At 59.6% G+C, this 24,420-nt stretch carries 25 protein-coding genes; 16 read left to right on the top strand and 9 right to left on the bottom strand.

The annotated features are described in order from the left end of the window. Window positions 1-21 precede the first annotated feature (21 nt). The 6 genes from hutH to QZ190_RS00190 all read right to left on the bottom strand — a co-directional run bounded on the left by hutH (window position 22) and on the right by QZ190_RS00190 (window position 6,053). A complete protein-coding gene (hutH, locus tag QZ190_RS00165) occupies window positions 22-1,569 on the bottom strand; it encodes a histidine ammonia-lyase (protein WP_291912104.1) in 1,548 nt (515 codons plus the stop codon). 61 nt (window positions 1,570-1,630) lie between these two features. Beyond that, the gene (locus tag QZ190_RS00170) at window positions 1,631-2,335 is read right to left on the bottom strand and encodes an ABC transporter ATP-binding protein (protein ID WP_291912106.1); all 705 of its coding nucleotides are present in this window, start codon (window positions 2,333-2,335) and stop codon (window positions 1,631-1,633) included. Then, window positions 2,328-3,146, bottom strand: a complete 819-nt coding sequence (locus QZ190_RS00175; RefSeq protein ID WP_367114212.1) for an ABC transporter ATP-binding protein — start codon at window positions 3,144-3,146, stop codon at window positions 2,328-2,330. The genes QZ190_RS00170 and QZ190_RS00175 overlap by 8 nt, the downstream gene beginning before the upstream one ends. Further along, window positions 3,143-4,003 (bottom strand): branched-chain amino acid ABC transporter permease, encoded by an 861-nt coding sequence (locus QZ190_RS00180; protein ID WP_291912264.1) that lies wholly within the window; start codon window positions 4,001-4,003, stop codon window positions 3,143-3,145. The genes QZ190_RS00175 and QZ190_RS00180 overlap by 4 nt, the downstream gene beginning before the upstream one ends. 16 nt (window positions 4,004-4,019) lie before the next feature. Next, window positions 4,020-4,883 carry a branched-chain amino acid ABC transporter permease gene (locus QZ190_RS00185; RefSeq protein ID WP_291912110.1) on the bottom strand — a complete coding sequence of 288 codons (864 nt, stop codon included), beginning with the start codon at window positions 4,881-4,883 and terminating at the stop codon, window positions 4,020-4,022. Window positions 4,884-4,898: 15 nt separating this feature from the next. Next, window positions 4,899-6,053, bottom strand: a complete 1,155-nt coding sequence (locus QZ190_RS00190; protein WP_291912112.1) for an ABC transporter substrate-binding protein — start codon at window positions 6,051-6,053, stop codon at window positions 4,899-4,901. A 189-nt stretch (window positions 6,054-6,242) separates the two neighbouring features. Here QZ190_RS00190 and hutC point away from each other — a divergent pair, with 189 nt between their 5' ends. Further along, entirely contained in the window at window positions 6,243-6,962 is a 720-nt protein-coding gene (gene hutC, locus QZ190_RS00195; RefSeq protein WP_291912114.1) for a histidine utilization repressor, read from the top strand. 9 nt (window positions 6,963-6,971) lie between these two features. Here the strand turns inward: hutC and QZ190_RS00200 are convergent, their stop codons facing one another. Continuing rightward, window positions 6,972-7,694: a Crp/Fnr family transcriptional regulator gene (locus QZ190_RS00200; protein WP_291912117.1), complete on the bottom strand. Its 723-nt coding sequence runs from the start codon at window positions 7,692-7,694 to the stop codon at window positions 6,972-6,974. Between the two features lie 147 nt (window positions 7,695-7,841). Between QZ190_RS00200 and QZ190_RS00205 the strand changes: the two genes are divergently transcribed. The 10 genes from QZ190_RS00205 (at window position 7,842) to QZ190_RS00250 (ending at window position 15,888) form a co-directional block, all read left to right on the top strand. Beyond that, on the top strand, window positions 7,842-8,840 hold the full coding sequence (locus QZ190_RS00205; RefSeq protein WP_291912121.1) for an ABC transporter substrate-binding protein: 999 nt from the start codon (window positions 7,842-7,844) through the stop codon (window positions 8,838-8,840). A gap of 34 nt (window positions 8,841-8,874) precedes the next feature. Next, window positions 8,875-9,639, top strand: coding sequence for an ABC transporter ATP-binding protein (locus QZ190_RS00210; RefSeq protein WP_291912123.1), 765 nt, complete (start codon window positions 8,875-8,877; stop codon window positions 9,637-9,639). Then, window positions 9,629-10,384 (top strand): ABC transporter permease, encoded by a 756-nt coding sequence (locus QZ190_RS00215; RefSeq protein WP_291912126.1) that lies wholly within the window; start codon window positions 9,629-9,631, stop codon window positions 10,382-10,384. The genes QZ190_RS00210 and QZ190_RS00215 overlap by 11 nt, the downstream gene beginning before the upstream one ends. Window positions 10,385-10,419: 35 nt before the next feature. After that, window positions 10,420-11,469: a TauD/TfdA family dioxygenase gene (locus QZ190_RS00220; RefSeq protein WP_090139657.1), complete on the top strand. Its 1,050-nt coding sequence runs from the start codon at window positions 10,420-10,422 to the stop codon at window positions 11,467-11,469. A gap of 19 nt (window positions 11,470-11,488) precedes the next feature. Beyond that, entirely contained in the window at window positions 11,489-12,982 is a 1,494-nt protein-coding gene (locus QZ190_RS00225; RefSeq protein ID WP_291912127.1) for an aldehyde dehydrogenase family protein, read from the top strand. 9 nt (window positions 12,983-12,991) lie between these two features. Further along, complete coding sequence (locus tag QZ190_RS00230) at window positions 12,992-13,606, top strand: BMC domain-containing protein (RefSeq protein WP_291912129.1); 615 nt, start codon at window positions 12,992-12,994, stop codon at window positions 13,604-13,606. After that, on the top strand, window positions 13,603-14,586 hold the full coding sequence (locus QZ190_RS00235) for a nuclear transport factor 2 family protein (RefSeq protein WP_291912131.1): 984 nt from the start codon (window positions 13,603-13,605) through the stop codon (window positions 14,584-14,586). The genes QZ190_RS00230 and QZ190_RS00235 overlap by 4 nt, the downstream gene beginning before the upstream one ends. Continuing rightward, the gene (locus QZ190_RS00240) at window positions 14,583-14,852 is read left to right on the top strand and encodes a EutN/CcmL family microcompartment protein (RefSeq protein WP_090139648.1); all 270 of its coding nucleotides are present in this window, start codon (window positions 14,583-14,585) and stop codon (window positions 14,850-14,852) included. The genes QZ190_RS00235 and QZ190_RS00240 overlap by 4 nt, the downstream gene beginning before the upstream one ends. A gap of 68 nt (window positions 14,853-14,920) precedes the next feature. Next, window positions 14,921-15,193, top strand: a complete 273-nt coding sequence (locus tag QZ190_RS00245) for a BMC domain-containing protein (RefSeq protein WP_019427480.1) — start codon at window positions 14,921-14,923, stop codon at window positions 15,191-15,193. A 29-nt stretch (window positions 15,194-15,222) separates the two neighbouring features. Then, window positions 15,223-15,888 (top strand): microcompartment protein, encoded by a 666-nt coding sequence (locus QZ190_RS00250; protein WP_291912142.1) that lies wholly within the window; start codon window positions 15,223-15,225, stop codon window positions 15,886-15,888. Window positions 15,889-15,984: 96 nt separating this feature from the next. On the opposite strand, the gene QZ190_RS00255 is transcribed toward QZ190_RS00250, so the two are convergent. After that, the gene (locus QZ190_RS00255; protein ID WP_291912144.1) at window positions 15,985-17,451 is read right to left on the bottom strand and encodes an NAD-dependent succinate-semialdehyde dehydrogenase; all 1,467 of its coding nucleotides are present in this window, start codon (window positions 17,449-17,451) and stop codon (window positions 15,985-15,987) included. 245 nt (window positions 17,452-17,696) lie between these two features. On the opposite strand from QZ190_RS00255, the gene fae reads away from it, so the two are divergent. Both fae and QZ190_RS00265 read left to right on the top strand, forming a co-directional pair. Next, window positions 17,697-18,206 (top strand): formaldehyde-activating enzyme, encoded by a 510-nt coding sequence (gene fae, locus QZ190_RS00260; RefSeq protein WP_090139643.1) that lies wholly within the window; start codon window positions 17,697-17,699, stop codon window positions 18,204-18,206. A gap of 9 nt (window positions 18,207-18,215) precedes the next feature. Beyond that, window positions 18,216-19,205, top strand: a complete 990-nt coding sequence (locus QZ190_RS00265; protein ID WP_291912147.1) for an aldo/keto reductase — start codon at window positions 18,216-18,218, stop codon at window positions 19,203-19,205. 14 nt (window positions 19,206-19,219) lie between these two features. Here QZ190_RS00265 and QZ190_RS00270 read toward each other — a convergent pair whose 3' ends face one another. Continuing rightward, window positions 19,220-20,692: a PLP-dependent aminotransferase family protein gene (locus QZ190_RS00270; protein ID WP_367114185.1), complete on the bottom strand. Its 1,473-nt coding sequence runs from the start codon at window positions 20,690-20,692 to the stop codon at window positions 19,220-19,222. 171 nt (window positions 20,693-20,863) lie between these two features. Between QZ190_RS00270 and QZ190_RS00275 the strand changes: the two genes are divergently transcribed. Genes QZ190_RS00275 through QZ190_RS00285 form a run of 3 tightly spaced genes read left to right on the top strand, consistent with a single transcriptional unit; the run spans window position 20,864 to window position 24,412 of the window. Continuing rightward, window positions 20,864-21,775 carry an EamA family transporter gene (locus tag QZ190_RS00275; RefSeq protein ID WP_291912149.1) on the top strand — a complete coding sequence of 304 codons (912 nt, stop codon included), beginning with the start codon at window positions 20,864-20,866 and terminating at the stop codon, window positions 21,773-21,775. Continuing rightward, window positions 21,772-23,388 carry a GMC family oxidoreductase gene (locus QZ190_RS00280; RefSeq protein ID WP_291912152.1) on the top strand — a complete coding sequence of 539 codons (1,617 nt, stop codon included), beginning with the start codon at window positions 21,772-21,774 and terminating at the stop codon, window positions 23,386-23,388. Before QZ190_RS00275 ends, QZ190_RS00280 begins: the two co-directional genes overlap by 4 nt. 34 nt (window positions 23,389-23,422) lie before the next feature. Beyond that, on the top strand, window positions 23,423-24,412 hold the full coding sequence (locus QZ190_RS00285) for an MDR family oxidoreductase (protein WP_291912154.1): 990 nt from the start codon (window positions 23,423-23,425) through the stop codon (window positions 24,410-24,412). Window positions 24,413-24,420 lie beyond the last annotated feature (8 nt).

Here is a 24,420-nt window from a genome sequence, read left to right on the forward strand (position 1 = left end):
AAATGGATGTGTCAAAGGTGTTCAGCGCACGCCGGGCAGGGCTGTGTTGCTCAGTGTGGAGGCGCACTCAAGCAGTGCGCCACTCTTGACCATGTCGATGGCCGCTTGCATGTCGGGCTGGATGTGGCGGTCGTCGCTCAGGTGCGCCACGCGCGTGCGCAGCAAAGTCACCGCCGCGGCCAAGGCCTGACTGGTCTTGAGCGGCGCGTGGAAGTCGCAGCCTTGGGCAGCGGCCATCCACTCGATGCCGATCACCGCCATGGCGTTGTCGGCCATGGGCAGCAGGCGGCGTGCACCGTGCGCGGCCATGGACACATGGTCTTCCTGGTTGGCCGAGGTGGGGATCGAGTCGACACTGGCCGGGTAGGCGCGTTGTTTGTTTTCTGAGACCAAGGCCGCAGCTGTGACCTGCGGGATCATGAAGCCCGAATTGAGCCCCGGCTTGGGTGTGAGGAATGCGGGCAGCCCCGACAGTGCTGGGTCCACCAGCATCGCGATGCGTCTCTCGGCCAAGGAGCCGATTTCGCAAATCGCCATGGCGATCATGTCGGCGGCAAAGGCCACCGGTTCGGCATGGAAGTTGCCGCCAGACAGGGACTCGTCGGTGTCGCTGAAGATCAATGGGTTATCGGACACCCCATTGGCTTCGGTCTCCAGCAATTGGGCAGCGTTGTGCAGCACATCGAGGCAGGCCCCCATGACCTGCGGTTGGCAGCGAAGGCAATACGGGTCTTGCACCCGCTCATCGCCTTGCAGGTGCGAGGCGCGGATGGCGCTGCCCAAGAGCAATTGGCGCAAAGCCTCTGCGGTGGCGATCTGTCCCCGGTGCTTGCGCAAGCGGTGGATGCGGGCATCAAAAGGCGCATCAGAGCCCTTGGCCGCATCGGTGGCCAAGGCGCCGGTGAGCAAGGCCGACTGGAACAAGCGCTCGGCTTCAAACAAGCCCGCCAAGGCGTGGGCGGTTGAAAACTGCGTGCCGTTGAGCAGCGCCAGGCCTTCTTTGGGGCCCAAGGTCACTGGAGCCAAGCCCGCGCTGGCCAGGGCCTGTTCTGCGGGCATGCGGCCTTGGGGCGTGTCGGCATCGCCCACGCCGATCATCACGGCGGTCATGTGGGCCAGGGGTGCCAAATCGCCCGAAGCGCCCACCGATCCTTGACCCGGCACCACGGGGATGATGTCGTGGGTCAACATGGCTTCGAGCAAAGCCAAGGTGGCTGGGCGAATGCCCGAGGCACCTTGGGCCAAACTGGCGATTTTCAGGGCCATCATCAAACGGGTGATGGCCACTGGTGTGGCTTCGCCCACACCCGCCGCGTGCGACAGCACGATGTTGCGCTGCAGGGTTTCCAGGTCTTCGGCTGGAATGCGCACACTCGCCAATTTGCCAAAGCCGGTGTTGATGCCGTACACCGGCTCGCCTTTGGCCACGATGCGGGCCACGCTGTCGGCACTGGCTTGCACGGCAGCGGCACAGGCGCTGTCCAGCACAGGCTGGGCACCTCGGTAAATGGCGCACCAGTCGTTCAAAGTCACGTGACCCGGAATGAGTTTCAAAATAAGGGGTTTCATCAAAAGGGTCGGTTCAAACAAAAATAATGGCGCTTTATCGCCCTGAGGTGTCGAAGCAGTTTCAGTGCATGCCAAGATAGGCTTCTGTCAACTTGGGATCGTTGCGGGCAGCTTCGGCGCTGCCTTGCCACACGGTGCTGCCAGATTCCAAGACACAGATGTGGTCCGCAATTTTCAAGACGCGCTCGGTGTTTTGCTCCACGAGCAAGACGGTCATGCCATCGCGCCTGAGTTGAATGAGCGCTTGGTAACAAAGATCAATGATCTTGGGCATCAAACCCAAAGACAACTCATCGATCATGATCAGGCGGGGACGCGTCATCAGAGCGCGGCCAATGGCCAGCATTTGCTGTTCGCCACCCGACAAGTTGCCCGCCAAAGAGTTCAGGCGTTCGCCTAAGCGAGGAAATAACGCAAGGACACGGTCTCGGTCATGGTTAAAAACCTGAGCGGATTGCACCATGCCCCCAACCCGAAGGTTGTCTTTGACAGTCAGGTCTTTGAACAAGCGACGGCCTTCGGGAGAAATGGCAATGCCATTGCGCACGCGCTCGGTGGGACCCAACCTTGAAATGTCTTGTCCGTCCAGATGGATGGCACCACCTTGTTGATGCACATGGCCAGCAATGCACATGAGCGTCGAGGACTTGCCTGCACCATTGGCACCCAAAAGCCCCGTGATGGTGCCCGACTTCAAGGAAAGGGACAGGCTGTGCACGGCCTGAAATGCGCCGTAGCCGCAAGATATCGAAGTGAGCTCAAGCACGTTGCGTCTCCAATGTGGAATGTCCCTGGGCTTCAGAGGCGCCCAAGGCATCTCCTCCAAGGTAGGCAGCGCGTACGACTGGATCAGCCATGACCTCACGCGGATCGCCATCGCCAATTTTTTTGCCGTTGTCGAGCACAACCAAGCGTTGACAAATTCTCATGACTTCGCCCAAGTTGTGTTCAATAAGCACAATGGTCAAACCCTGCTGGTTGATTTCGGCGATGGTTGTTGCCAGCGCACGCGCTTCCTGAGAGTTCAAGCCGGCCAAGGGCTCATCCAAGAGCAGCAGACGGGGTTTGAGGGCAAGCGCGCGCGCCAACTCCAAACGTTTGAGAACACCCAGGGGCTGGATGCCAGGACTTTGGGTCGCCATGCTGGCAATACCCACACGGGCCAATTCAGTTTGGGCAATTGCCAGTTCTCGCTCAGTCGAGACATTGAGCAAAGCCCGCAAAGGACTGATGGTCTTGTCACTGGCCGCGGCCAAAGCAACGTTTTCTTGGATGCTGATGTCCCGCAATGGCCTCACCAATTGCTGCGACAAGGACATCCCCTTTTGGATGCGTTTGTGGATAGGCAAGCCGTTGAGTGATTCGCCGCCCAGCAAAACGCTGCCCACGGTCGGCTGCACCACGCCAATGATGGCGCGCATCATGGTGGTCTTGCCAGCTCCGTTGGGGCCAATCAATCCCAACAAATCACCTTGGTGCACATCGAAGGACACATCGTCTACGGCAGTCAAGCCACCGAAACGCACGGTGACCCCTTTCACTTGCAACAGTGGCGTACTGGAGGTTGGATGGTTCACTGCTTACCCCCCTTGCCCAAGGGCGTTGTCGGGAAAAAGCGTGCCGCCAAACCCGCCATACCGCCTGGCGAAAATCGCATCATGACAAACAGCAATCCACCGTACACCAACAATTTGTAATCACCAATCACCTGAAACCAGGCTGGCAGCACGGAGAGCAATGCCGCTGCAATGATCACACCCGGCACGGAGCCAATGCCACCAAAAACCACCATGGACAAAACAGTGATGGACTCTACAAAGCCAAAACTTTCGGCGCCAATGAAGGTCAGGTGGTAGGTGTAAAAAGTACCGGACATGCCCGCAAGAGCGGTGCCCATCGCGAAAGCTGCGAGCTTGTACCGCGGCACGTCAACGCCCAGCACCCGCATCGTGTCTTCGTCTTCGGCGATACCGTTGAAGACGCGCCCCATCCAACTGCGCTTGATGTAAACACTGAGCGCAGCAACGCACGCACACATGAACAAAGCCAAGGACATAAAGCCCACACGCCCCAGTCCATGGTCAGGGATGGACGAAATACCCAACTCGCCGCCCAAGAATTCCTGTTGACGAACAATGCCCACAAAAAGAAAGCCCACCCCCATCGTTGTGATGGCCAGGAAATCAGCACGCACCCGGAGCGAAGCCAGCCCAACAATCACCCCCAGTAGACCCGCCAGGAGCATGGATACGGGCAGCGTCGTGAGAAAAGGCCATCCTGCTTTTCCCAGCATGGCAGCGGCATAAGCGCCGATGCCCTGAAAGGTGGCATGCCCCAGACTGATCTGACCACAAAACCCTGTGATCAAATTCAGTGAGAGTGCAAACATCACGGCAATGGCCATGGTGGTGATCAGTGAAATTTCATAATTCATGGTGTGTCCTTCTGTGTCAGCTGCGGGCAAACAAGCCCTGAGGACGCACCATCAGCACCGCAATCAAAAAGGCAAACGCAATCGCATTGCGGTCAAGAATGTCGCCAAGATAAATGGTTCCGAAAGCCTCAATGACACCGAGCAGCAGTGCAGCCGCCAGCGTGCCGGGCACTGAGCCCAGCCCGCCCAGCACGATGATCGCCAGGGCTTTGTAAGATGGCACGCTGCCCATGGTGGGTTCGACCAAGTTGTTCAAAAGAGCCACCCAAACACCCGCAAATCCCGCCAAAGCCGAGCCCACGAAAAAGTTGATGTCGCGCACTTTGAGCAAGGAAATTCCAAACGATTGCGCCATCTGCGGGTCAGAGACAGTGGCTTGGCAAGCAATACCAATTCGGGTGCGCGCCTGAAGCCAGGCGAGCACACCAATGATGGAGGCTGTGCTGACCATCACCAGTATCTCGGCCAACTTGAATTGAAGTCCCCAACCGAGCACAAGTTGTTGTTGCAAGGCGGGATTGGTGAAGGACATGCCCTGTGCACCAAAGATGATTCGGAAAGCTTCCTCGGACGCAATGAACAACCCGATCGATGCAATGAGCGCCACATAAGGCGGTTGTGACAGCAAGGGTTGGTAAGCCAGACGAAACATGGCCACGCCACCAAAGCCAGCCACCAGGGCTGCAATCAAGAAGCCCAATGCCAAGCTCCCGCTCGCGTTGCACACCAACACACCGACATAACCACCGAGCGTGAACAGCGCCGCGTGCGCCACATGAAGAATACGCAAGAGTCCGTAAACCAAGGTCAGCCCCAACGCCACGAGGGCGTAGATGCTGCCTTGTATCAGGCCCTGCGCGACGAGTTCAATCGCGAGCATAGGTCAGTTCCTTGCTTATTTGGCTTTGGTAGGAGGCGCCAGCAGCACGGGGTCTGAAATAACGGAATGGCGGCGGAATGCTTTATCTTTGACGATTTGCACTTGGATGTCTTTTTTCACTTCGTGCAGGTCATTGAAGGCCAGTTTGCCAATGGGCGTGTCGTAGTTGCCTGCAGCAATTGCATCGCGCAATGCAGCGCCGCCTTTTCCGCCTGTCTTTTTCAAGCCTTCAATGGCCACCGATACGGCTGTGTAAGACGAAGCAGCGACCATGTCGGCACCTGCGTTGGTGGCCTTTCTGTAGTCAGCCAAGAATGCCTTGGTCGCAGGCTCAGTCGAGTCGCGATCCAGCGAGGTGGTGATGAGCGTGCCTTCAGACGCAGCGCCAGCGATTTCGATGAACTTGTCCGAGTCGTAGCCTTCCTGGCCGATGATTGGAACGGTAATGCCGGCTGCACGCAGCTGGCTGACCAGAGGTCCGGCGTTGAAGAAGTAACCCGAGGCATAGATCACTTCAGGGTTGTCGGATTTCACCTTGCTCACCAGGGCACCAAACTGCCGATCGGGCATCGCGTATTCGTATTCATTGACGATATTGATGCCCAGCTTGGGGGCCGCGTCCTTAAAGCCAGCAGCCAGGGCTTGACCGAAGTCGTTCTTCACAGTGATCAGTACTGTGCGCTTCTTGCCCAGGTTCTGAACCAGCTTGGCACCCCCGCGACCCTGGACTTCGCCCATGGACGAAACACGGAACATGTAGTCGCCGGCCAGTGTGATGTCAGGGTGGATGGCATACGCCACGACATAAGGTATCTTGGCATTCTGAAAAATCGACGCAGCAGCTCGCGTGGAGCCGGAATACGAGCCCGATACAGCCACAACGACTTGGTCTTTTTCAACCATTTTGGTGGCAGAGGGCACCGCCTCTTTCGCGACGGCTTGGTCGTCATAGACAACCAACTCAATCTTCTGGCCAGCCACGCCGCCCTTGGCGTTGGCCTGTTCAACGGCCAGCTTGGCACCCTCCAGCGCCGATTTACCGTCGGCGGCAGCAAAACCCGTCAATGGGACGTTGAAACCCATCTTGAGCTGGGCCCAAGCAGGTGAAGTAGACAGCGCCACCGCAGCAGCGACGGTCATTAAGGAAAAACGGGCAGTGCGGAATTTCATGGTCAAGTCCTTTCGGGTGATGGCGTTGCTTTGAAGTCGACTTTTCAAAACTTGTTAAATTGCATGTTTGTATAGACAAATGAATGATTTAAGAAAATATTGTCTATACAACTCTGCAAGCCAGAATGTAGTTAGCGCTAAGATTCGTGTCAATGCTCAACACAGCAACCGCGGGAAAACACCTAAAAAATGCCCAAAACAACTCTGCCAACCAAACGCCAACCCGCCTATCAGGCCATCAAGGCGCATGTTTTGTCCAAGATTCGTGATGGCGCATGGACAGATGGTGACGCCATACCTGCTGAAGAAAGCCTGGCACGTCAATTTGGTGTCTCGCGCATGACGGTCAACCGGGCCATCAGGGAGTTGTCAGACGAGCAAATCGTCAAGCGCATTCAAGGCTCAGGAACTTACGTAGCGCAACACAAATACCAATCAACGCTGGTTGAAATTCGAAACATTGCGGATGAGATCGCCGGTCGTGGTCATCAGCACCGCAGCGAGCTTCACTGCCTCGAACGTGTGAAAGTCGGTGATGTGTTGGGCCGAAAATTTGGCTTGAAGTCCAGCCAAATGGTGTTTCACTCTGTGGTCGTTCACTTTGAAAATGACCAGCCGATCCAGGTAGAGGATCGGCATGTCAACCCCAGTGTGGCACCGGATTACATGTCGCAAGACTTCAGCAGCTTGACGCCCAATGCCTACCTCATGCGCACAGCGCCTTTGCAAGGCGTGCGGTTTGACATTGAAGCTTGCTTGCCGCCCGTACACATCACGGAAATGCTGAACATTCCCGCCACTGAACCGTGCCTGGTTTTGCATCGGCAAACTCAATCTATGGGGCAAGTGGCATCGGTGGCCATGTTGTGGCATCCCGCTTCGCGCTACCGCTTCACGGGTCATTTCTGACGGCCAGCCTCACTTGCGCAGCAGCACGATGTTGCGGTAACCCAATCGGATCAGGCCTTGATCCTGAAACTGCCGCAGTTGCTGGTTCACGCGCTGGCGCGAGGCCGAGGCGGCTTGCGCCAGGTCGGACTGGCTCACGCGCAGCATCACGCCGTCGGCCACCTTGACGCTGTTGAATTTGGCGATCCGCTCCAGCGCGGCCCACACGCGCTGCTCCAGGCTGTGCATGCCTTGGTCGGCCAAGGTGTCAAACAGTTGGTTGATGCGCAGACCCAGGATGCGCAGCAGGTCCAGCGCTACCACAGAGTCGCGACCAATCAGCTCAATCAATCGGGCGCGTTCGATGTGCAAGACCTGTGTCAAGCCATGAGAGACTAGGTCGGCGGGGTTGGTGGCTTCTGCAAACACCGAACTCAGCCCTGCGATTTCACCGGGCAGCATCCAGCGCAGCAATTGTTCCTCGCCTTCAGGTGTGATCACGCTGATGCGTACGCGTCCACTGACGACCATCCATGCCGCCGAGGTGGGTTGGCCCCGGCTGAGCAAGACCTGGCCATCGGTCCAGGTGCGCAGCACGCCCACGCTGTGCAGCGCTTGGGTCGAGCGTGGCGTCAGCGCCGAGTTCACGGTCCAGGCTTGGTTGAAGTCGGGCGCGTCCAGCGCCTTGAAGACAGCGCTGCGTTTGGGGCTGGACGTGACCGTGCTCGGTGTGCGGGGGCGGGGCAGTGGCATGTTGATTTCGGGTGGCGTTCAGATTTATTTTGAGTGCTTTCCCCTAAATTGTCACATCAGAAACAATTTGGCGCTCCCGTGGGGCTTCAAATCTGCTTCGCCGAGCTTGACGGTGATCAAGCCTGTAACCCATCCATTGGAGACAACATGAAATTTACTGCCCCTGCATTTGTTCGCACCACCTTGGGTGCCATCGCCTTGACCCTGGGTGCCAGCGCCATGGCGCAGTCCGTGGTGCGCTTTCAGGACTATCCTGGTACCGGCAATTTGTTGGTGCGTGTGGCCCAAGAGCAAGGCTTCTGCCAGCAAGCGGGCATTCGCTGCGAACTGCGCACCATCGCAGGCGGGCCCCTGGGCATGCAGACCATGCTCTCGGGTGACATCGAAGTGTTTTTTGGCCCGACCGAAGTGGCGGTTGCAGCCGTGGCCCGCAAGGCCCCCATTTCCATCATTGCCGCAGGTTTCGTTGACCCGGTGTTTTTCATGGCCGCAGGTGCAAAAACCGAATTGCCGACCGAAAAAGAAGGCTACCCCGGTGTGGTCAAGTCCTTCAAAGGTAAAAAAATCGGCGTGACCCAACGCGGCTCAGGCGCTGAATTTCAGGTGATCGACATGCTGGCCGATGCGGGCCTGACTGCGAACGACGTGACCTTTGTGGCCGTGGGCGCGCCCGACACAGCATTTCCTGCGCTCACGCGCGGCCAGGTCGATCTGATCATGACCTTCCCGCCTGCCGACGGCATGTGCGAAGTGCTCAAGGCCTGCCGTCTGGTGGTCGACCCCCGCAAAGGTCAAGGCCCCAAGAGCATGCTGGCGACCCGTGGTGGCGCTGGCGCCATGGCGGTGAAGAGTGAATGGGCTGCAGCCAATCCACAAACGGTGGCCGCTATCCGCAAGATGCTGGACATGTCGGATGCTTTTGTCGCCAACCCAGCCAACTTCGGCAAGACACTGGAGATCCTGCGCAAGACCTTTGCACTGCAATTGCCCAACGCAGACCAGATCGCTGAGGTGAGCCTGCGCAACGGCATCGGCAACTTCAAGGCCCGTGGCACCGTGCCCGCCATGCAGGCGGTGGCCAATGGCATGGCTGAAAACAAGCTGCTGCCAGCCAAAGTGGACATGGCACCCGCGGTCTTGCCTTGAACTTCGAGCGGCGAGATTTTTTCAGGGAGCATTCATGATCGACGCACAGCGCATCGACCTGAGCTTTGACGGCACCAATTTGGTGTTGCAGGGGGTAGACCTGCACGTCAAGGCGGGGGAGTTTGTCGCGCTCGCAGGCCCCAGCGGCTGTGGCAAAACCACCTTGCTCAACCTGTGCGCGGGGCTGGTAGATTTGCCTGCAGGTCAGCATTTGCTGGTGGCGGGTGAAAAGCCAGCGCTGGGCAGCCACAACGTGGCCTATATGTTGGCCCGCGACAGTTTGTTTCCCTGGCTCAACGCGCTGGACAACGCTGCCTTTGGCCTGAAGGTTCGGGGTGTGCCGATTGCGGATGCCCGGGAACGGGCCGCTGTGATGCTCAAGCAGGTCGGGCTCGGCGGGTCTGAGTACCGACTGCCCAAGGCCCTGTCTCACGGCATGCGCCAGCGCGTGGCCCTGGCCCGCACCTTTGCCATGCCATCGCCCCTGCTGCTGATGGACGAGCCCTTTGGGGCACTGGACGCACAAACCAAGCTGCAGCTGCAGGACCTGCTGCTGCAGTTGTGCCAAGAAGGCAACCGCACGGTGCTTTTTGTGACGCACGACTTGTCTGAAGCCGTGGCCCTGGCCGACCGGGTGATGGTGATGTCCTCGCGTCCAGGGAAAATCGTGGCCGATGTGCAGGTGCCTCTGGCGCGTCCGCGCTCTATCCGTGAGCTGCAGACCAGCGATGACTTCCACCACACCTACACACAAGTTTGGAAACATCTCGAAGAAGGTTGGGTGCACCATGAGGGCTGAAACATTGCGTACCTTGTCACTGCATGCCCTGTTCCTGTGCGTGGTTCTGGGCTTGTGGGAGTGGGCTGCCCGCATGGGTTGGATTGACCCAAGTTTCATGGGCAGTCCGCTGGGCATCATCCAGTTCACGCTGGAGAACCTGACCAACGCCCGCTTGTGGGGCGATTTGGGCTACACCCTGTTGGCCGTGTTCGCGTCTTTTGTCATTGGCTCGGTTGCCGCCATGATCACGGGCTTGGCCTTTGTGACCTGGCCCAAGTTCGAGGCTTTTTGCGACCCCTACATCTCTGCCTTCAATGTGCTGCCGCGCATTGCGCTGGTGCCGCTGTTCATTTTGTGGTTTGGTTTGGGCATCGGCTCCAAGATCGCTCTCGGGGTTTCGCTGACGTTCTTCATTGTGCTGTCCAGCACGGTGGCCGGTATTCGGGGCGTCAGCCAGGACCATGTGACGCTCACCCGCACCCTGGGTGCCAGCAGTCGGCAGATGTTTTTCTCAGTCACATTGCCGGGCGCTGTGCCTGTGCTGTTCTCAGGATTGCGCTTGGGCGTGATCTACGCCTTGCTGGGCGTGGTGGGCGCAGAAGTCATTGCTTCCGAGCGTGGCCTTGGGCAGCAACTGGCCTACCTGGGCTCTACTTTCAACGTCAACGGCGTGTGGTCACTGCTGTTTGATCTGGCGCTCATTGGGGTGCTGATCATGAAGCTGATGAACTGGATCGAACGCCGTTTGCTGCACTGGCAATAAGCCGGTGAACACCATCACATCAAGGAGATTAAAAAATGAACTTCCGTCACATCCAGGTCGATCCCATGACGCCCACCATCGGCGGCATGATCAGCGGCGTTGATTTGAACAACACCCGCTCAGAAGACGTTTACGAAGAAATCAAAAAAGCGCTGTGGCAATACGGCGTGGTGTTCTTCCGCAAGCAGGCCTTGAAGCCCGAGGCTTACATCCGTCTGGGCCAAAACTTTGGCGAGATGGAGCAGCACGAGTTCTTCCCGCACATTGAAGGTCACCCCCAGATCCAGCTGATCTCCAACCAGGGCAACGAAGCCCCCGAGACCGACCGCTGGCACACCGACGTGACCTTCCGCAAGAAGCCCAACATGGTCTCCATCTTGCGCATCACCGACTTGCCCCCCTCGGGCGGTGACACCATGTGGATGCACGCGGGCGCGGCCTACGACGCCCTCAACCCCGGCATGCAGCAAATGCTCGAAGGCCTGCAGGCCGATCACGACCTGCCTTGGCACTTCCGCCGCATCAACGCCAGCGAGCGCTTTGCACAACGCGCCACCGCCAAGAGCGGCATGCTGGTCACGGCCAGCGAGCAAGAGTGCAAGATGATCGAGAACACGCCCACGGTGACGCACCCGGCGGTGATCACGCACCCTTACAACGGCCGCAAGATCCTGTTCGTCAATTCGATCTGGACCAAGCGCCTGCTGGGCATGCACATGGACCTGTCCGAGGCCGTTTTGCACATGCTCTACGAGTGGGTCAAAAAGCCCGAGTTCATGGTGCGTTTCCGCTGGGAAAAAGACTCCTTGGCCATGTGGGACAACTGCGCCACACAGCACTACGCCGTGTTCGACTACGCGCCGCACTACCGTGCTGGCCAGCGCATGACCTGCGGCAGTTTTGTGCCCACGCTCAACCCCGGCGCAGCCCCTGCGGGTGGCCAGCCCTCGGTGATGCGTCAGTTGCTGGACACCACCCGCATGCAAGCGGCCAGCCCGAGCGAGCAGAAGGCGGTCGAAGCGATTTTTAGCGCGCTGGAAAGCGTGGACCTGAACGCCGTGGCCACAGCGGCCCAGCGCCGTTGAACCCGGGATGCACCCTGTCATGAGTTCAAGCAACCCCATCGACCTGGCCGACCACGACCTGGCCGCCTTGCAGGAGGCCCGCGACTTGCTGGGCCGCGCCCGGCAAGCCGCTGCCACGCTCGCGCTGTGGACGCCCGAAGAAGCCAAGCGCGTGGCCAAAGAAGTGGCCGCGGCCTTGCTGCCGCGTGCCGAGTTTTATGCCGAGTGGGCCGTGCGCGAAAGCCGCATTGGCAAAGTCGCCGACAAGATCGCCAAAAACCAGTTGGCCTGCACCCTGACGCCCACCGCTTGGGACAATGTGGCCCTGGGCGGCGTGCGCCGCAACGACGCGCTGCGCATCGTCGAGATCGGCCGCCCGGCCGGTGTGGTGGTGGGCTTGTCCAACTCCACATCACCCGTGGCCACCATCATCTTCAAGGCCATCCTGTGCCTGATGACGCGCAACGCGCTGGTCATCTCGCCGCACCCTGTTGCGCTGGGCTGCTGCACCGCTGTGACCAATGAATTGCAGGCCGCCATTGAAAAAGCCGGTGGTCCGGCCAACGCTCTGCAAATCCTGACCCGCCCCACGGTCGAGGCCACGGGCGCGCTGATGCGCGACGCCCGCACCGACGTGATTTTGGCCACCGGTGGCACGCCCATGGTGCGTGCGGCCTATGGCTCGGGCAACCCCGCCATTGGCGTGGGTTCGGGCAATGTGCCGATTTATGTGGACGCCAGCGCCGACATTCAAGCCGCTGCGCAGACCATTGTGGCCGCCAAGAATTTTGACCACGGCAGCCCCTGCCAGGCCCCTTCGGTGCTCTTGTTGCACGCGGCCATTGCCGGTCCCATGCAGCAAGCCCTGGCCCGCCAGGGGGCGCATGTGTGCACCGAAGAAGAAGCGCAAAAAATCCAAAACCACGCCTTTCCGGGCGGCAAGTTCAACGGCAAAGTGGTCGGACGCCCCGCGTTTGAGATCGCGCAGGCCGCAGGCGTGCAAGTCCCACGCGACTGCCAGGCCTTGGTCTGCCCCATCGCCAACCCACAGGCTGGCCATGTGATGCTCAAGGAAAAGCTCTCGCCGATTTTGGGCTGCGTGGTGGTGCAAGACGTTGACCAGGGCATTGGTGTGGCGCGGCTCATGCTGCAGCACAGCGGCGCAGGCCACACCACCGGCATCCACTCGGCATCGGCCGAGCAGGCGGTGTACTGGGGCGCGGCGCTCGACTATTACCGTGTGGTCGTCAACGGCTCCACGGTGCACGACAGCACCGGTGCCAACACCGGCCTGCCTTACACCTTCACCATCGGCACGGGTTACGCGGGCAAAAGCTCGGTGGACTGCAACGTCGGCCCCGAGCTGCTGGTCAATTGGAAACGCGTGGCCTTTCCGCTGCCGGGCGGCTGGGCCGGGGCCATGGCTTCAGGCGCAGCTTTGCCAGCGGCACCGGGCCAGCTGTCCACCCTCACGCCTGAACTCCAGGCCACCGTCCTGCGCATCGTGCAGGAAGAACTAGAACACCTTCGCTGAAAGCTCCTCATGTCCACTTTGCGCAGTTACATTTTCCTGGACCGCTTGCAGCCACAACTGATGTGCATGATCGGATCCACCGCCCGAGGCTTTTTGCCGCGCCACAACGACGCCGCCATGGTGATCGAAGTCGCCCCCGGCATGGACATCGAGTGGCTGACCGACATCGCGCTCAAGCACGACAACGTCAAGCCCGGCAACCTGGTGGTCGAGCGTCAGTTCGGCTATCTGGAGTTCCACGGCCAGTCTTCTTCGTCCGTCAAGTCGGCGGGTGCCGCGGTCCTTGAGGCCATGGGCGTGAGCGAGAAAAGCGTGCTCAAGCCCGAAATCCTGGCCTCCAAAGTCATTGACCGTGTCGACGGTTACCACGCCTTTTTGATCAACCGCAGCAAATCGGGCAGCATGCTCTTGCCCGGTGAGTCGCTCTACATCATGGAGATGACCACCTCGTCTTATGCGCTGCTGGTGGCCAACGAAGCCGAGAAGGCCGCCAACATCAAACTGATCGACTGCCGCTTCATGGGCCCAGCCGGTCGCTTGTACCTGTCGGGCAATGCGTCCGACGTGCGGGCCGCCGCTGCCGTGGCCGAGGCCGTGATCCGCGACGCAGGAGGTGCTGCATGAGCACTGACGCCTTGCGCGCGCAAATTCGCACGCAGGTGCGAAAAGCTTTGGGCGCTGCGTCCAGCCCAGCCCCGGCGGCTGACGCGTCCGTGGCTGCTCTGATGCGCCGCTTCGAACAAGGTTACGAGATGGTCAGTGCAGAAGCCATCGTGGCCTGCTTTGCCCCCGATGTGGTGTGGACCTTGCCCGACTCGCGCGTGCTCCGTGGCCGCGAAGCCTGCCTGGCGTTCTTGAAAGAGCGCTTTGCCAGCCCTACAGGCCCCAAGTTCTCGGACTCGCACATGAACGTGCTGGGTCAGACCGTGGTTCAAAACTACAAGGTGGGCGTGCCCTTGCCCGGTGGCCAGTCGGTCACGCTGGACGGCACCGACGTGTACCAGATACGCGATGGCCTGATCGCCGTCAAAGACGCTTATTGGAAGCAAATTGGCGCGCCCAAGCCTGCTGCTGCGCCTGCTGCCCCGGCTGCAGCGTCAGCCAATACGCCCGCGACTGGGCCTCAAGGCGTGGTGGTGCCCTTGCGTGTGGGCACCGCTGCGCAAGCCGCCTCGCTGACCGACCTGTTCAAGCGCCTGGCCGCCAGCCCTGCGCTGCTGCAAGCGGCGCAATCGGGTTTGCTGCGTTTTGACATGCGTGTGGACGAAGCGGCGGTGAAAGCCGTGGCGGCCTCTGCTGGTTCATCCGGTGGTGCGTCCGGAGGTGCCTCGGCCATGGCCGCCACCACCGCCATTGACCCGGCCGCTTGCTGCCCCTCTTGCAAAGAAGGCAAAGCCTGCGAATGCAAGGGCGACACCTGCGAGCTGCACGACCACAAAGCGCAAGTCCCTGAACTCCAAGGTGTGATTGGCGAGAAGCTGCTCAAAACCTTGCCCGCCAGCGTCAAAACCGTTCGCATCCACCCCAAAGCGGTCCTGACCCCTTTGGGCAAAGAAGCCCTGCGCAAGCGCGGCATCGCCATTGACCGAGGAGCCACCCCATGAAAACAGGAACCGTGATCGGCCGCATCGTGGCCAGCAAGCGACTGCCGGAATTGCCTGCGGGTGCCTTGCTGGAAGTGCAACTGGACTACCCCAAGGACGTTGTCGTTTGCTACGACCCGCTGGGCTGCGGCATCGGCGAGCGCGTGATGATCACCATCGGCGCACCCGCTGCCTGGTGGTTCGCCCCGGCGCACCCGCGTGTGGTGGCCGATGCATTGGTCATTGCCTCACTCGACAACTACGACACCCCCACACCGATGCGTTGACGCAGCGGTATTTTTTCCCTCACCCTTTCCCTCAACCCTTTCTTTTTTAACCCCTCAAGGAGACTCACATGTCACAAGCTATCGGAATGATCGAAACCAAAGGTTATGTTGCTGCCTTCGCTGCCGCTGACGCCATGGTCAAAGCCGCCAACGTCAACATCGTTGGCAAAAAAGAAGTCGGTGGGGGCCTGGTCGCCATCATCGTCTCGGGCGACGTGGGTGCCGTCAAAGCCGCCACCGAAGCCGGTGCAGAAGCCGCAGGCGCGATCGGTGAAGTGGTGTCCTGCCACGTCATCCCACGTCCACACGCTGACGTGTCCAAAGCCTTCGACGGCAAGTGATCGCAGGCTGTTGCAGATAAGGAGGCCGCATGGCCACAACTAAAAAAACCGCAGCGCCTGCCAAGCCGGCCGCTGAGCTTCGGGTTTACCTGACGCTCACCGACCTGCAGCCCCAGTTCTCCTCGTGGATGAGTTCGCCCTTGGGCGCACGCGGCTACGTGGCGATGCAAGGCACCAATGCGCTGCTGGTCGAGATCGCCCCCGGGCTGTCCATTCAACGTGTGATCGACTTGGCCCTGAAGGCCGAGCCCACACTCGAGCCCGGCATCCTGGCCGTGGAGCGGCAGTTTGGTGTGCTGGAGTTGCACAGCAACGACAGCGCGGCGCTGCAGCGTGCCGGCCAGGTCATCCTGGACTGGATGGGCGCCAAGGCCCAAGACCAGCTGCGCCCGCATCTGCTGTACAGCGACATTCTGGAAAACGTGACCGATCAGCACGCCGTGCTGATGAACCGGACACGCCAAGCCAGCATGGTGCTGCCTGGCCAAAACATGCTGCTCATGGAAGTGGCCCCGGCCCTGTTTGGTGCCCACATGGCCAACGAAGCCGAAAAAGTCGCCCCTGACCTGACCTTGGTCGAGTGCAGCATGATCGGTGCGAGCGGCCGCATGTACCTCACGGGCAGCATGGCTTCGCTCGAAAAAGCCAAAGCCCATGTGGAGCAATTGCTTTCGGAAATTCCGGGCAGAGGCTGATGCGCTTGCCGGTCGGTGCGTGACCCCCAAGGGCACGCACTGACCCGTGCATGGGTGGGAATGTCTGGGTTGTTTAACCCAGACATCGCTTGCACTTCAAGCCTTTCTCAGGCCACCCATCAGCATGTATTTCAATTCCAAATAGTCATCCAGACCGTGGTGTGAGCCTTCCCGGCCCATGCCTGATTCTTTGATGCCGCCGAAGGGTGCCACTTCGGTCGAGATGAGGCCCTCATTGATACCGATGATGCCCGCTTCCAGTTGCTCGGCAACGGCCCAGACCCTGGCCAAATCACGGCTGTAAAAATAAGCGGCCAAACCTGATGGGGTGTCGTTGGCCAGACGGATGGCTTGCTCTTCGGTTTCAAACCGATAACAGGCCGCGATGGGACCAAATGTTTCCTCTTGCGCCATCAGCATGTCGGGTGTGGCATCGGTGACAACCGTAGGTTCAAAAAATGTGCCGCCCAGCGCATGCCGCTGGCCACCGCATTGGATGTGGGCCCCTTTGGCGACAGCATCTTGCAGGTGCTTTTCCACTTTGGCCAAGGCTGCCTGGTTGATCAAGGGGCCTTGTTCGACACCTGCTTGCAAAGCCGATCCCACTTGCAACTGCCGCACACGTTCGGTGAGCTTGGTGGTGAAGGCGTCAAACACACTGCTTTGAATCAAAAACCGGTTCACACAGACGCAGGTCTGGCCCGTGTTCCGAAACTTGGAGGCCATGGCGCCGTCTACAGCAGCGTCCAGATCGGCGTCATCAAAGACGATGAACGGGGCATTGCCGCCCAGTTCAAGAGATACTTTTTTCAAGGTGTCTGAGGCTTGGCGCATCAGCAATTTTCCGACGCGTGTAGACCCGGTGAAAGACAGTTTTCGGACCACGGGACTGTTCATCAGTGTCTCGCCAATGGCTGGCGCATCACCGCAGACCACATTCAGAACGCCATCAGGCAAGCCTGCTTTTTGACCGAGAACCGTCAGGGCGTGGGCAGAAAGAGGGGTCTCCTCTGAAGGTTTGAGCACCACGGTGCAACCAGCGGCGAGTGCAGGACCCACTTTGCGCGTGACCATGGCCAAAGGAAAGTTCCAGGGGGTGATGGCGGCCACAACCCCGACCGGCTCTTTGAGCACAAGCACCCGTGCCCCTGATTTGAAGGAGGGCACGATATCGCCATGGGCGCGTTTGGCTTCTTCACCAAACCACTCCAGAAAGCTGGCGGCATAAGCAACTTCCCCGCGGGCTTCGGCCAAAGGTTTGCCCTGCTCGGTGCTCAGGATCAAAGCGAGATCGTCCTGATGCTCCATCATCAGGTCGGCCCAGCGCCGCAAGATGGCGCTGCGTTGCTTGCCGGTGGTTTTGCGCCAGGAAGTCAGGGCGTCTTGCGCGGCATGGATGGCGGACTCGGTCTGCGCTGTGCCCGCGCGTGCGACAGTGGCAATGCGCTCACCTGTGGCGGGATTGGTCACCGCGAAAGTCACAGCGCTGGCCAGCCACTGGCCATGGATGAAGCTGCCCGTTGGCAGCAAGTCTTGTTGCTTCAGGCGTTGTGTGAGGTTCATGGGTCACCGATGACAAGTTGAAAAAGGTGAAATCTAGAGGGGCAGGGCGCAGCTGACAAACGATAAATATGGAGGGGGTGGATGAGTTTATGGAATGCGTGTCCACATGAGATTTCCTCATGGGTGGTGCTCATATAAATCGGTTGTTGCTGCACCACGTCCTTGCGCACAATGTGGCTTGCTTTTGAGCAGACTGTCTGAACAGACACACTGAACAGACGGCCCATTGAACAACCCATTTGGAAATGAATCTGAACATGTACATCGGTGAATCATTTATCGGTAGCGGCCCGAACGCAGCACACATCAACGTGATGGTTGGCCCTCGAACCGGCCCCGTCGGATCGGCCTGGGCAGGCGCTCTGTCATCGCCCACAAAAGGGCATTTGCCCTACATGGTCGTGCTGCAGCCAGGTGTGCCCGTTAAACCCATGACGGCCTTCATCAACAAAGCCGATTTGCGGGGTGAGCAGCATGAAACCATGACCTGGGGTCCAGCGCAAGCGGGTGTGGCCAAGGGTGTGCAAGAGTGTTTGCTTGAGGGCGTGTTGCCGCCTGAGGCTGAAAACGAGTGGTGCGTGATTGCGGCGGTCTGGGTGAACTGGACGGCCCATGATGCGGACGAGGTGTTTGCCAACAACTACGCAGCGGCCAAAGGTGCCGTGCAGGCTGCCATGCGGCAAGAGCCTACATTGGCACAGGTTCGCCAAGCCGCAACCGATGTGAAAAACCCGTTCTACACACCCAAAGCCTGAGGACACACCATGCAATACGTCAACTTTGGCCAAACGGGCATGAAGGTGTCTCGCCTTTGCTTGGGCACCATGGGCTTTGGTACGCCTGCGTGGCGTCCGTGGGTGATGGATGAAAGCGCCTCCACACCGGTCATTCACGCCGCCATAGAGCGTGGCATCAACTTCATTGATCTGGCGGACTTTTATTCCATCGGTGTGTCCGAAGAAGTGGTGGGTCGCGCCATCCGCCATATTCCCCGTCACAAACTGGTGTTGGCCTCCAAGTGCCTGTACGCCATGAGCGACGATGTGAATGACCAAGGTCTGTCGCGCAAGCACATTTTTGATGCGGTGGATGCTTCCCTGCGCCGCATCGGGACCGACTATCTGGATTTGTTTGTGATCCATGGCTTTGACCCGTCAACCCCCATGGAAGAAACCATGCGTGCACTGGACGATGTGGTGCGCTCGGGCAAGGTGCGTTACATCGGGGCTTCGACCATGTATGCCTGGCAGTTCGTGAAGATGAACTATTTGGCCAAAGTTCATGGCTGGACTTCGTTTGTGTCCATGCAGTGCCAGCTCAATGCCGCTTACCGCGAAGAAGAGCGCGAGATGATTCCGTATTGCCAGCATGAGGGTTTGGCCGTCACGCCTTTCTCTCCTCTGGCGCGGGGTTTGTTGAGTGGCAATGCGACGTCACTGCGCAACAAGACCGATCAGTTCACCACCCAGCAGTATGACGACCAAACCAGTTTGGACATTGCACGCGCTGTGGGTCAGATTGCTGAGAATCGGGGTGTTTTGCCTTCTCAAATTGCCTTGGCCTGGGTCAATGCAAGGCCCGGTGTGACCTCCACCCTGATTGGGGTTGAAACCATTGAGCAATTGGATCAAAACATCAGCGCCCTGGACATGGTGTTGACGCCGCAGGAGCTGTTTGAAATCGACCGTTGCTACACGCCATGTGATGTCATCAACGATTACAACGTCAACCGAATTCCACGTCAGCCACGCTGACATGGAATGCGGGGTCAGGGATCCATGGGCGCAGACGGAGGACTGTGAATCAGGGATTTGAGGGTGTTCAGGCCACTGACCATTTGTTCGGTGGTCTGGGGTGAGTTCAAGCTGATCCGAATGGCGTGTGGTGCCGCAGAGCGGCCCACCGCAAAGTGGTCAGCGGTTCTCACCAGGACACCGGCATGCCGCAATGCCGCAGAAAATTGCCCGGCTCGCCAAGGGTCGGGCAAGGGCATCCACAACAAGGGATATTCGCTGTCAGATTGGAAGTCAAGACCGTCCAGAACGGTGTTGGCGATGGCCAGGCGCTCTTGAATGGCCTTTCTTTGCAAGCCAATCAGGTACTCCATTTCGCCGCTTTCGATCCAGTGCGAGGCAATTTCCGGCATCAAAGGTGCCACCATCCAGCTGTCGGCCCGAATGCTGGCGGCGAGCTTGTCAAGCCATTCGGGGGCGGCCTCCAAAAAACCGATCCGCAATCCGGGTGCAATGACCTTGGAAAAACTGGACAACAAAAAAGAACGCTCTGGCAGCCAAGTTGACAAAGCGGGCAAGGGGCTGACCTGAGCGGCCGCATGGACACCATCTTCAATGACCAGCAAATTGCTTTTGCGAGCGATGGCGGCGATTTCTTCCCTTCGGGAGATGGGCATGGTGCTGCCCGTGGGGTTGTGCAACGAAGGGGAGCAGTACATGAATTTGGTGTCAAAGGTTTTGGCCGCGCGTTCCAGCGCCTGAGGAACCATGCCCTCGCTGTCCATCTCGACACCAATGAGTTGCAAGCGCATGGATCTGGCCAGGGCTTGCAAGCCGGGGTAACTCAAGGATTCTGTCAACACCGCATCACCGGGACGAGCCAGGGTGCGCAAGATGCATGCAAGCCCATGCTGGGCACCATGGGTGATCATCACCCGGTTCCAATCCCCTGAGGTGCCAAATCGCTTCAACCATTGGGCCCCGGCTTCCCGGTGGCGCAACAGCCCCGTTTCCGGTTGGTAACTGAGAACTTCGCGCAAGGCCTCTGGCGATGCAGACAAGGCGTCGAAGGCCCGCTTGAGCGCCTGAGTGTCGTCCGTCGGAATGGACACGTTGTGGGCCAGGTCAATCGGAGCCGCCTGGAGTTCGGTGGGGGCAAACGATGTGCTTCTCTCCAAAGCACGCACATAGGTGCCGTCACCCACGCGTGCACTGGCCAGACCGCGCCGCTCCAAATTGGCATAAGCGCGGCTGATGGTGCCTGCAGTCACCCCCAGCCGATGGGCCAAATCCCGCTGCGGCGGGAGTTTTTCCCCCATTGCAAATTGGCCCGCCAAAATGGATTGGGCCAAATCGTCTGCAATGAGCTGGTATTTGGGCTTTGTGGCGTCGCCAAGGCTGGTGATTGAGATCAACTGTTCAAAAGACAAACGCTCCTCCTCAAGGTGGATGACGGGATGATTGCACCATTGCGGATGCCGGTGTGATGGGGAGACCCCTGTGTTCAATTACTCAATTTGAACGCATTGAATGGGTGCATTCTTGTGAATAGCATATGGCATTGACATTCAAGAAGTACCCCAGCAATGCACCGACCGCCAAAGACAGACGCCACCAGTGTGTCTGTCCCGTTAGAGATGGGTAAGCCATTGACTGCAGAACCAGCGCCGACAAGCCTGATGGCACAACCTTGGGTGCTCTGGGCTTTGGCCGTGGTCTATGTTTTTTGGGGCACCAGTTATTTGGCCATCAAACAGGCAGGTCAAGACTTTCCGCCCATGCTTCTGGTCGGGTTGAGGAATTTGCTGGCCGGCGGACTGATGCTCTTGCTGGCGTGGATGCTGAAACGACCTTTCGGGACATTCCGGCAGGGGATGAATGCCTCGTGTGTGGGGGTCTTGATGATTGCCGTGGGCGCGAGTTTGCTGGCCATGGGCATTCGGTATGTCGACTCGGGGTTTGCTGCGATGCTGTTTGCCACCGTGCCCGTGGCGGTGTGCCTGATGGTGGCCGTGACAGGCTCGCGCATTGGCCTGATGCAATGGTTGGGCACCTTGGTGGGTGTTTTGGGTTTGGTGCTGATGAACAAAGACATTGACGGATCCTTGCAAAGCACAGGCATGTGGTTGATCTTGGCGGCTGTGATTGCAACCGCCGCATCCGCCGTGATGATGGACCGCTTGCCCATGCCGGGCGATTTGATCGTGGCAACCGGCGTGCAGATGGTGGCAGGCGGCGCAGTCGCTTGCATCGTTGGCTGGATGCTCGGTGAGCGCATCGAAGAGGTGGGCTTTCCCGCCTGGATGGCCTGGCTGTACCTGAGCCTGATGGTGTCCGTTTTGGGCTACATGTCCTACACCTATTTGTTGCTCAAAACAGGGCCGGTGTTGGCCAGCAGTTATGCCTATGTGAATCCACCCGTCGCCCTGTTGGCTGGTGCGGCCATGTTGGGTGAGTCGGTGACCTCGTCTGGATTTTTCAGCATGGTTTTGGTCTTGCTTGGGGCCATGGTTGTGCTTTGGGGAACACCGGCCCAGCGCGCCCAGACCCGCAGCAGTGCAGATCAATTTATGAAAAAAGCAAAAACATGAACAGCTACGATTTCATCATTGTGGGTGCTGGGTCAGCGGGCTGCGTTTTGGCCAATCGGCTCAGTGAAAACCCGGATCGCCGTGTGCTCTTGATCGAGGCGGGAGGGTCTGACCGCAGCCCTTTGATCCAGGTGCCGCTGGGTTATGGCTTGACCTTTAATCACCCGCGCTACAACTGGATGTACGACACCCAGCCCGATGCCGCGTTGAACGGTCGCACGTCCTTTTGGCCCCGGGGCAAGGTGCTGGGCGGCAGCAGCTCGATCAACGCCATGGTCTACATCCGAGGCCAGGCGGGCGACTTCGACGACTGGCGCGACGCGGGCAACCCTGGCTGGTCTTGGGACGATGTGCTGCCCTATTTCAAGCGCTCCGAAGACCATGTGTGGGGCGCCTCGACGCACCACGGCGCGGGCGGTGAGCTGCGCGTGAGCGATTTCACCCAACAAGTGCACCCCTTGTGCCAAACCTTTTTGAACACCGGTGTGGCCTTGGGTTGGCCCAAGACCCCAGACTTCAACGGTGCGCAAGCCGAAGGGGTGGGTCTGTGGCAAATGACGATTCGCGACGGCAAGCGCGAGTCCACCGCCAACGCGTTTTTGCGCCCGGCCATGGGCCGCGCCAACCTGACGGTCATGACCCACACGCAGGTCACCCGTGTGCTGATGGCCAACGGCCGCGCCACCGGGGTGGCCTGCGTGCACAAAGGCCGCGAACAGACCTTCAACGCACGCAAAGAGGTGATTTTGTCGGGCGGTGCGATCAACTCGCCACAGCTGCTGCAGCTGTCGGGCATCGGCGACGCCGAGCACCTGCAAAGCGTGGGGGTGCCCGTGGTGCACCACCTGCCCGCTGTGGGCCAAGGTCTGCAAGACCACCTGTGCGTGTCTTATTACTTCAAGTCCAAGGTCAAGACGCTCAACAACGAGCTCTACCCGTGGTACGGCAAGGTGAAAGCAGGGCTGCGCTACTTGTTGGATCGCAAAGGCCCGTTGGGCATGAGCGTGAACCAGGCGGGGGCTTTTGTGCGCAGCCGCCCTGGCTTGGAGCGCCCCAACATGCACCTGTACTTCAACCCGATCAGCTACACGGCCAGCACCATGAAGCCCGGGCGCATCCCCAACCCCGACCCGTTCGCCGCCTTCTTGATTTCCTTCAACACTTGCCGCCCCACCAGCCGCGGCCGCGTGTCCATCGCATCGGCGAACCCCTTGGACAAGCCCAAGATCGAAACGAATTTTTTGAGCACCGAGCAAGACGTCAATGATGTGCTGGAAGGCGCGCAGTTGCTGCGCCGCATCGCCGCCACGCGACCACTGGCCGATGTGGTGGAGAGCGAGCACTTGCCGGGGCACGAGACCCAAACACCGCAGGCCATCCTGGACGACTTTCGCGCCAGGGCCGGTTCCGTCTACCACGCCTCGTGCACCTGCGCCATGGGCCCAAGCGCCGAAACCTCGGTGGTTGACGCCCGCTTGCGCGTGCACGGCATCCAAGGCCTTCGGGTGGTGGACGCCTCGGTGTTCCCCTTTGTGACCTCTGGCAACACCAACGCGCCGACCATCATGGTGGCCGAAAAAGGCGCCGAGATGATTTTGCAAGACAACGCCTGAGTCCCTTTCTTTTTTTAACACAGACCCCATCACCATGAGCACAGATTTTCAAGCGCTGGTTTTGAACCAGCAAGACGGCAAAACCACGTCAAACGTCCAAGGCCTGAGCCTGCAAGATTTGCCCGAGGGCGATGTCTTGGTGCAAGTCGAGTACTCCAGCATCAACTACAAAGACGCCATGGCGGTGACCGGCACCGGAAAAATCATCCGCCAATTCCCCATGGTGCCGGGCATCGATTCGGCCGGTACCGTGATCGAGTCGAGCAACCCACGCTTCAAAGCGGGCGACGCGGTGGTGCTGACCGGTTGGGGCGTGGGCGAACGCCACTGGGGTGGTCTGGCGCAACGCCAGCGCGTCAAGGCCGACTGGTTGGTGCCCTTGCCCCAAGGCATGAGCCCCTTGACGGCGATGACCATGGGCACCGCCGGTTTGACCGCCATGCTGTGCGTGATGGCCTTGCAAGACGCGGGTGTCGCATCCGGCCCCGTGTTGGTCTCGGGTGCCACGGGCGGCGTGGGCAGTGTGGCCGTGGCGGTGTTGGCGCGCTTGGGCTACAGCGTGAGCGCCTTGAGCCAGCGACCCGATGCCTCGCGCGACTATTTGACCCAACTCGGCGCCACCGACGTGATTGGCGGGCCTGAGTGGAGCGAGAAACCCAGCCCCTTGGCCACCCAGCGTTGGGCTGGCGCGGTGGATGTGGTGGGCGGCACGACCTTGGCGCGGATCTTGAGCGAAACCCATTACGGTGGCGCGGTCGCGGCCTGCGGCTTGGCCGGTGGCGTGGGCTTGGAGACCACGGTGATGCCCTTCATCTTGCGCGGTGTGCGCCTCTTGGGGGTGGACTCGGTGATGTGTCCGACCGAGCGGCGTCTGTTGGCTTGGCAGCGTTTGGGCACCGAGTGCCCCAACGTCGAAGGCCTGGGTTTACAACGCGTTGTGGGTCTGAGCGAGGTGTTGGCGATTTCGAAAGAAATGATGGCCGGCCGCGCACACGGCCGCGTGGTGGTCGATGTCAACCGCTGAAATGCCAG

The organism is Limnohabitans sp. (genome assembly GCF_017848645.1).
Classification (GTDB): Bacteria; Pseudomonadota; Gammaproteobacteria; order Burkholderiales; family Burkholderiaceae_C; genus Limnohabitans_A.

Excerpts from the sequence above, each read along its gene's own strand:
- QZ190_RS00275 (WP_291912149.1), top strand. The coding sequence starts at position 20,864 with ATGGCACAACCTTGGGTGCTCTGGGCTTTGGCCGTGGTCTATGTTTTT.
- QZ190_RS00240 (WP_090139648.1), top strand. The coding sequence starts at position 14,583 with ATGAAAACAGGAACCGTGATCGGCCGCATCGTGGCCAGCAAGCGACTG.
- QZ190_RS00180 (WP_291912264.1), bottom strand. The coding sequence starts at position 4,003 with ATGAATTATGAAATTTCACTGATCACCACCATGGCCATTGCCGTGATG.
- hutC (WP_291912114.1), top strand. The coding sequence starts at position 6,243 with ATGCCCAAAACAACTCTGCCAACCAAACGCCAACCCGCCTATCAGGCC.
- QZ190_RS00220 (WP_090139657.1), top strand. The coding sequence starts at position 10,420 with ATGAACTTCCGTCACATCCAGGTCGATCCCATGACGCCCACCATCGGC.
- QZ190_RS00210 (WP_291912123.1), top strand. The coding sequence starts at position 8,875 with ATGATCGACGCACAGCGCATCGACCTGAGCTTTGACGGCACCAATTTG.
- QZ190_RS00285 (WP_291912154.1), top strand. The coding sequence starts at position 23,423 with ATGAGCACAGATTTTCAAGCGCTGGTTTTGAACCAGCAAGACGGCAAA.
- QZ190_RS00200 (WP_291912117.1), bottom strand. The coding sequence starts at position 7,694 with ATGCCACTGCCCCGCCCCCGCACACCGAGCACGGTCACGTCCAGCCCC.
- QZ190_RS00255 (WP_291912144.1), bottom strand. The coding sequence starts at position 17,451 with ATGAACCTCACACAACGCCTGAAGCAACAAGACTTGCTGCCAACGGGC.
- QZ190_RS00225 (WP_291912127.1), top strand. The coding sequence starts at position 11,489 with ATGAGTTCAAGCAACCCCATCGACCTGGCCGACCACGACCTGGCCGCC.
- QZ190_RS00235 (WP_291912131.1), top strand. The coding sequence starts at position 13,603 with ATGAGCACTGACGCCTTGCGCGCGCAAATTCGCACGCAGGTGCGAAAA.
- QZ190_RS00245 (WP_019427480.1), top strand. The coding sequence starts at position 14,921 with ATGTCACAAGCTATCGGAATGATCGAAACCAAAGGTTATGTTGCTGCC.
- fae (WP_090139643.1), top strand. The coding sequence starts at position 17,697 with ATGAATCTGAACATGTACATCGGTGAATCATTTATCGGTAGCGGCCCG.
- hutH (WP_291912104.1), bottom strand. The coding sequence starts at position 1,569 with ATGAAACCCCTTATTTTGAAACTCATTCCGGGTCACGTGACTTTGAAC.
- QZ190_RS00190 (WP_291912112.1), bottom strand. The coding sequence starts at position 6,053 with ATGAAATTCCGCACTGCCCGTTTTTCCTTAATGACCGTCGCTGCTGCG.
- QZ190_RS00265 (WP_291912147.1), top strand. The coding sequence starts at position 18,216 with ATGCAATACGTCAACTTTGGCCAAACGGGCATGAAGGTGTCTCGCCTT.
- QZ190_RS00205 (WP_291912121.1), top strand. The coding sequence starts at position 7,842 with ATGAAATTTACTGCCCCTGCATTTGTTCGCACCACCTTGGGTGCCATC.
- QZ190_RS00280 (WP_291912152.1), top strand. The coding sequence starts at position 21,772 with ATGAACAGCTACGATTTCATCATTGTGGGTGCTGGGTCAGCGGGCTGC.
- QZ190_RS00215 (WP_291912126.1), top strand. The coding sequence starts at position 9,629 with ATGAGGGCTGAAACATTGCGTACCTTGTCACTGCATGCCCTGTTCCTG.
- QZ190_RS00185 (WP_291912110.1), bottom strand. The coding sequence starts at position 4,883 with ATGCTCGCGATTGAACTCGTCGCGCAGGGCCTGATACAAGGCAGCATC.
- QZ190_RS00230 (WP_291912129.1), top strand. The coding sequence starts at position 12,992 with ATGTCCACTTTGCGCAGTTACATTTTCCTGGACCGCTTGCAGCCACAA.
- QZ190_RS00250 (WP_291912142.1), top strand. The coding sequence starts at position 15,223 with ATGGCCACAACTAAAAAAACCGCAGCGCCTGCCAAGCCGGCCGCTGAG.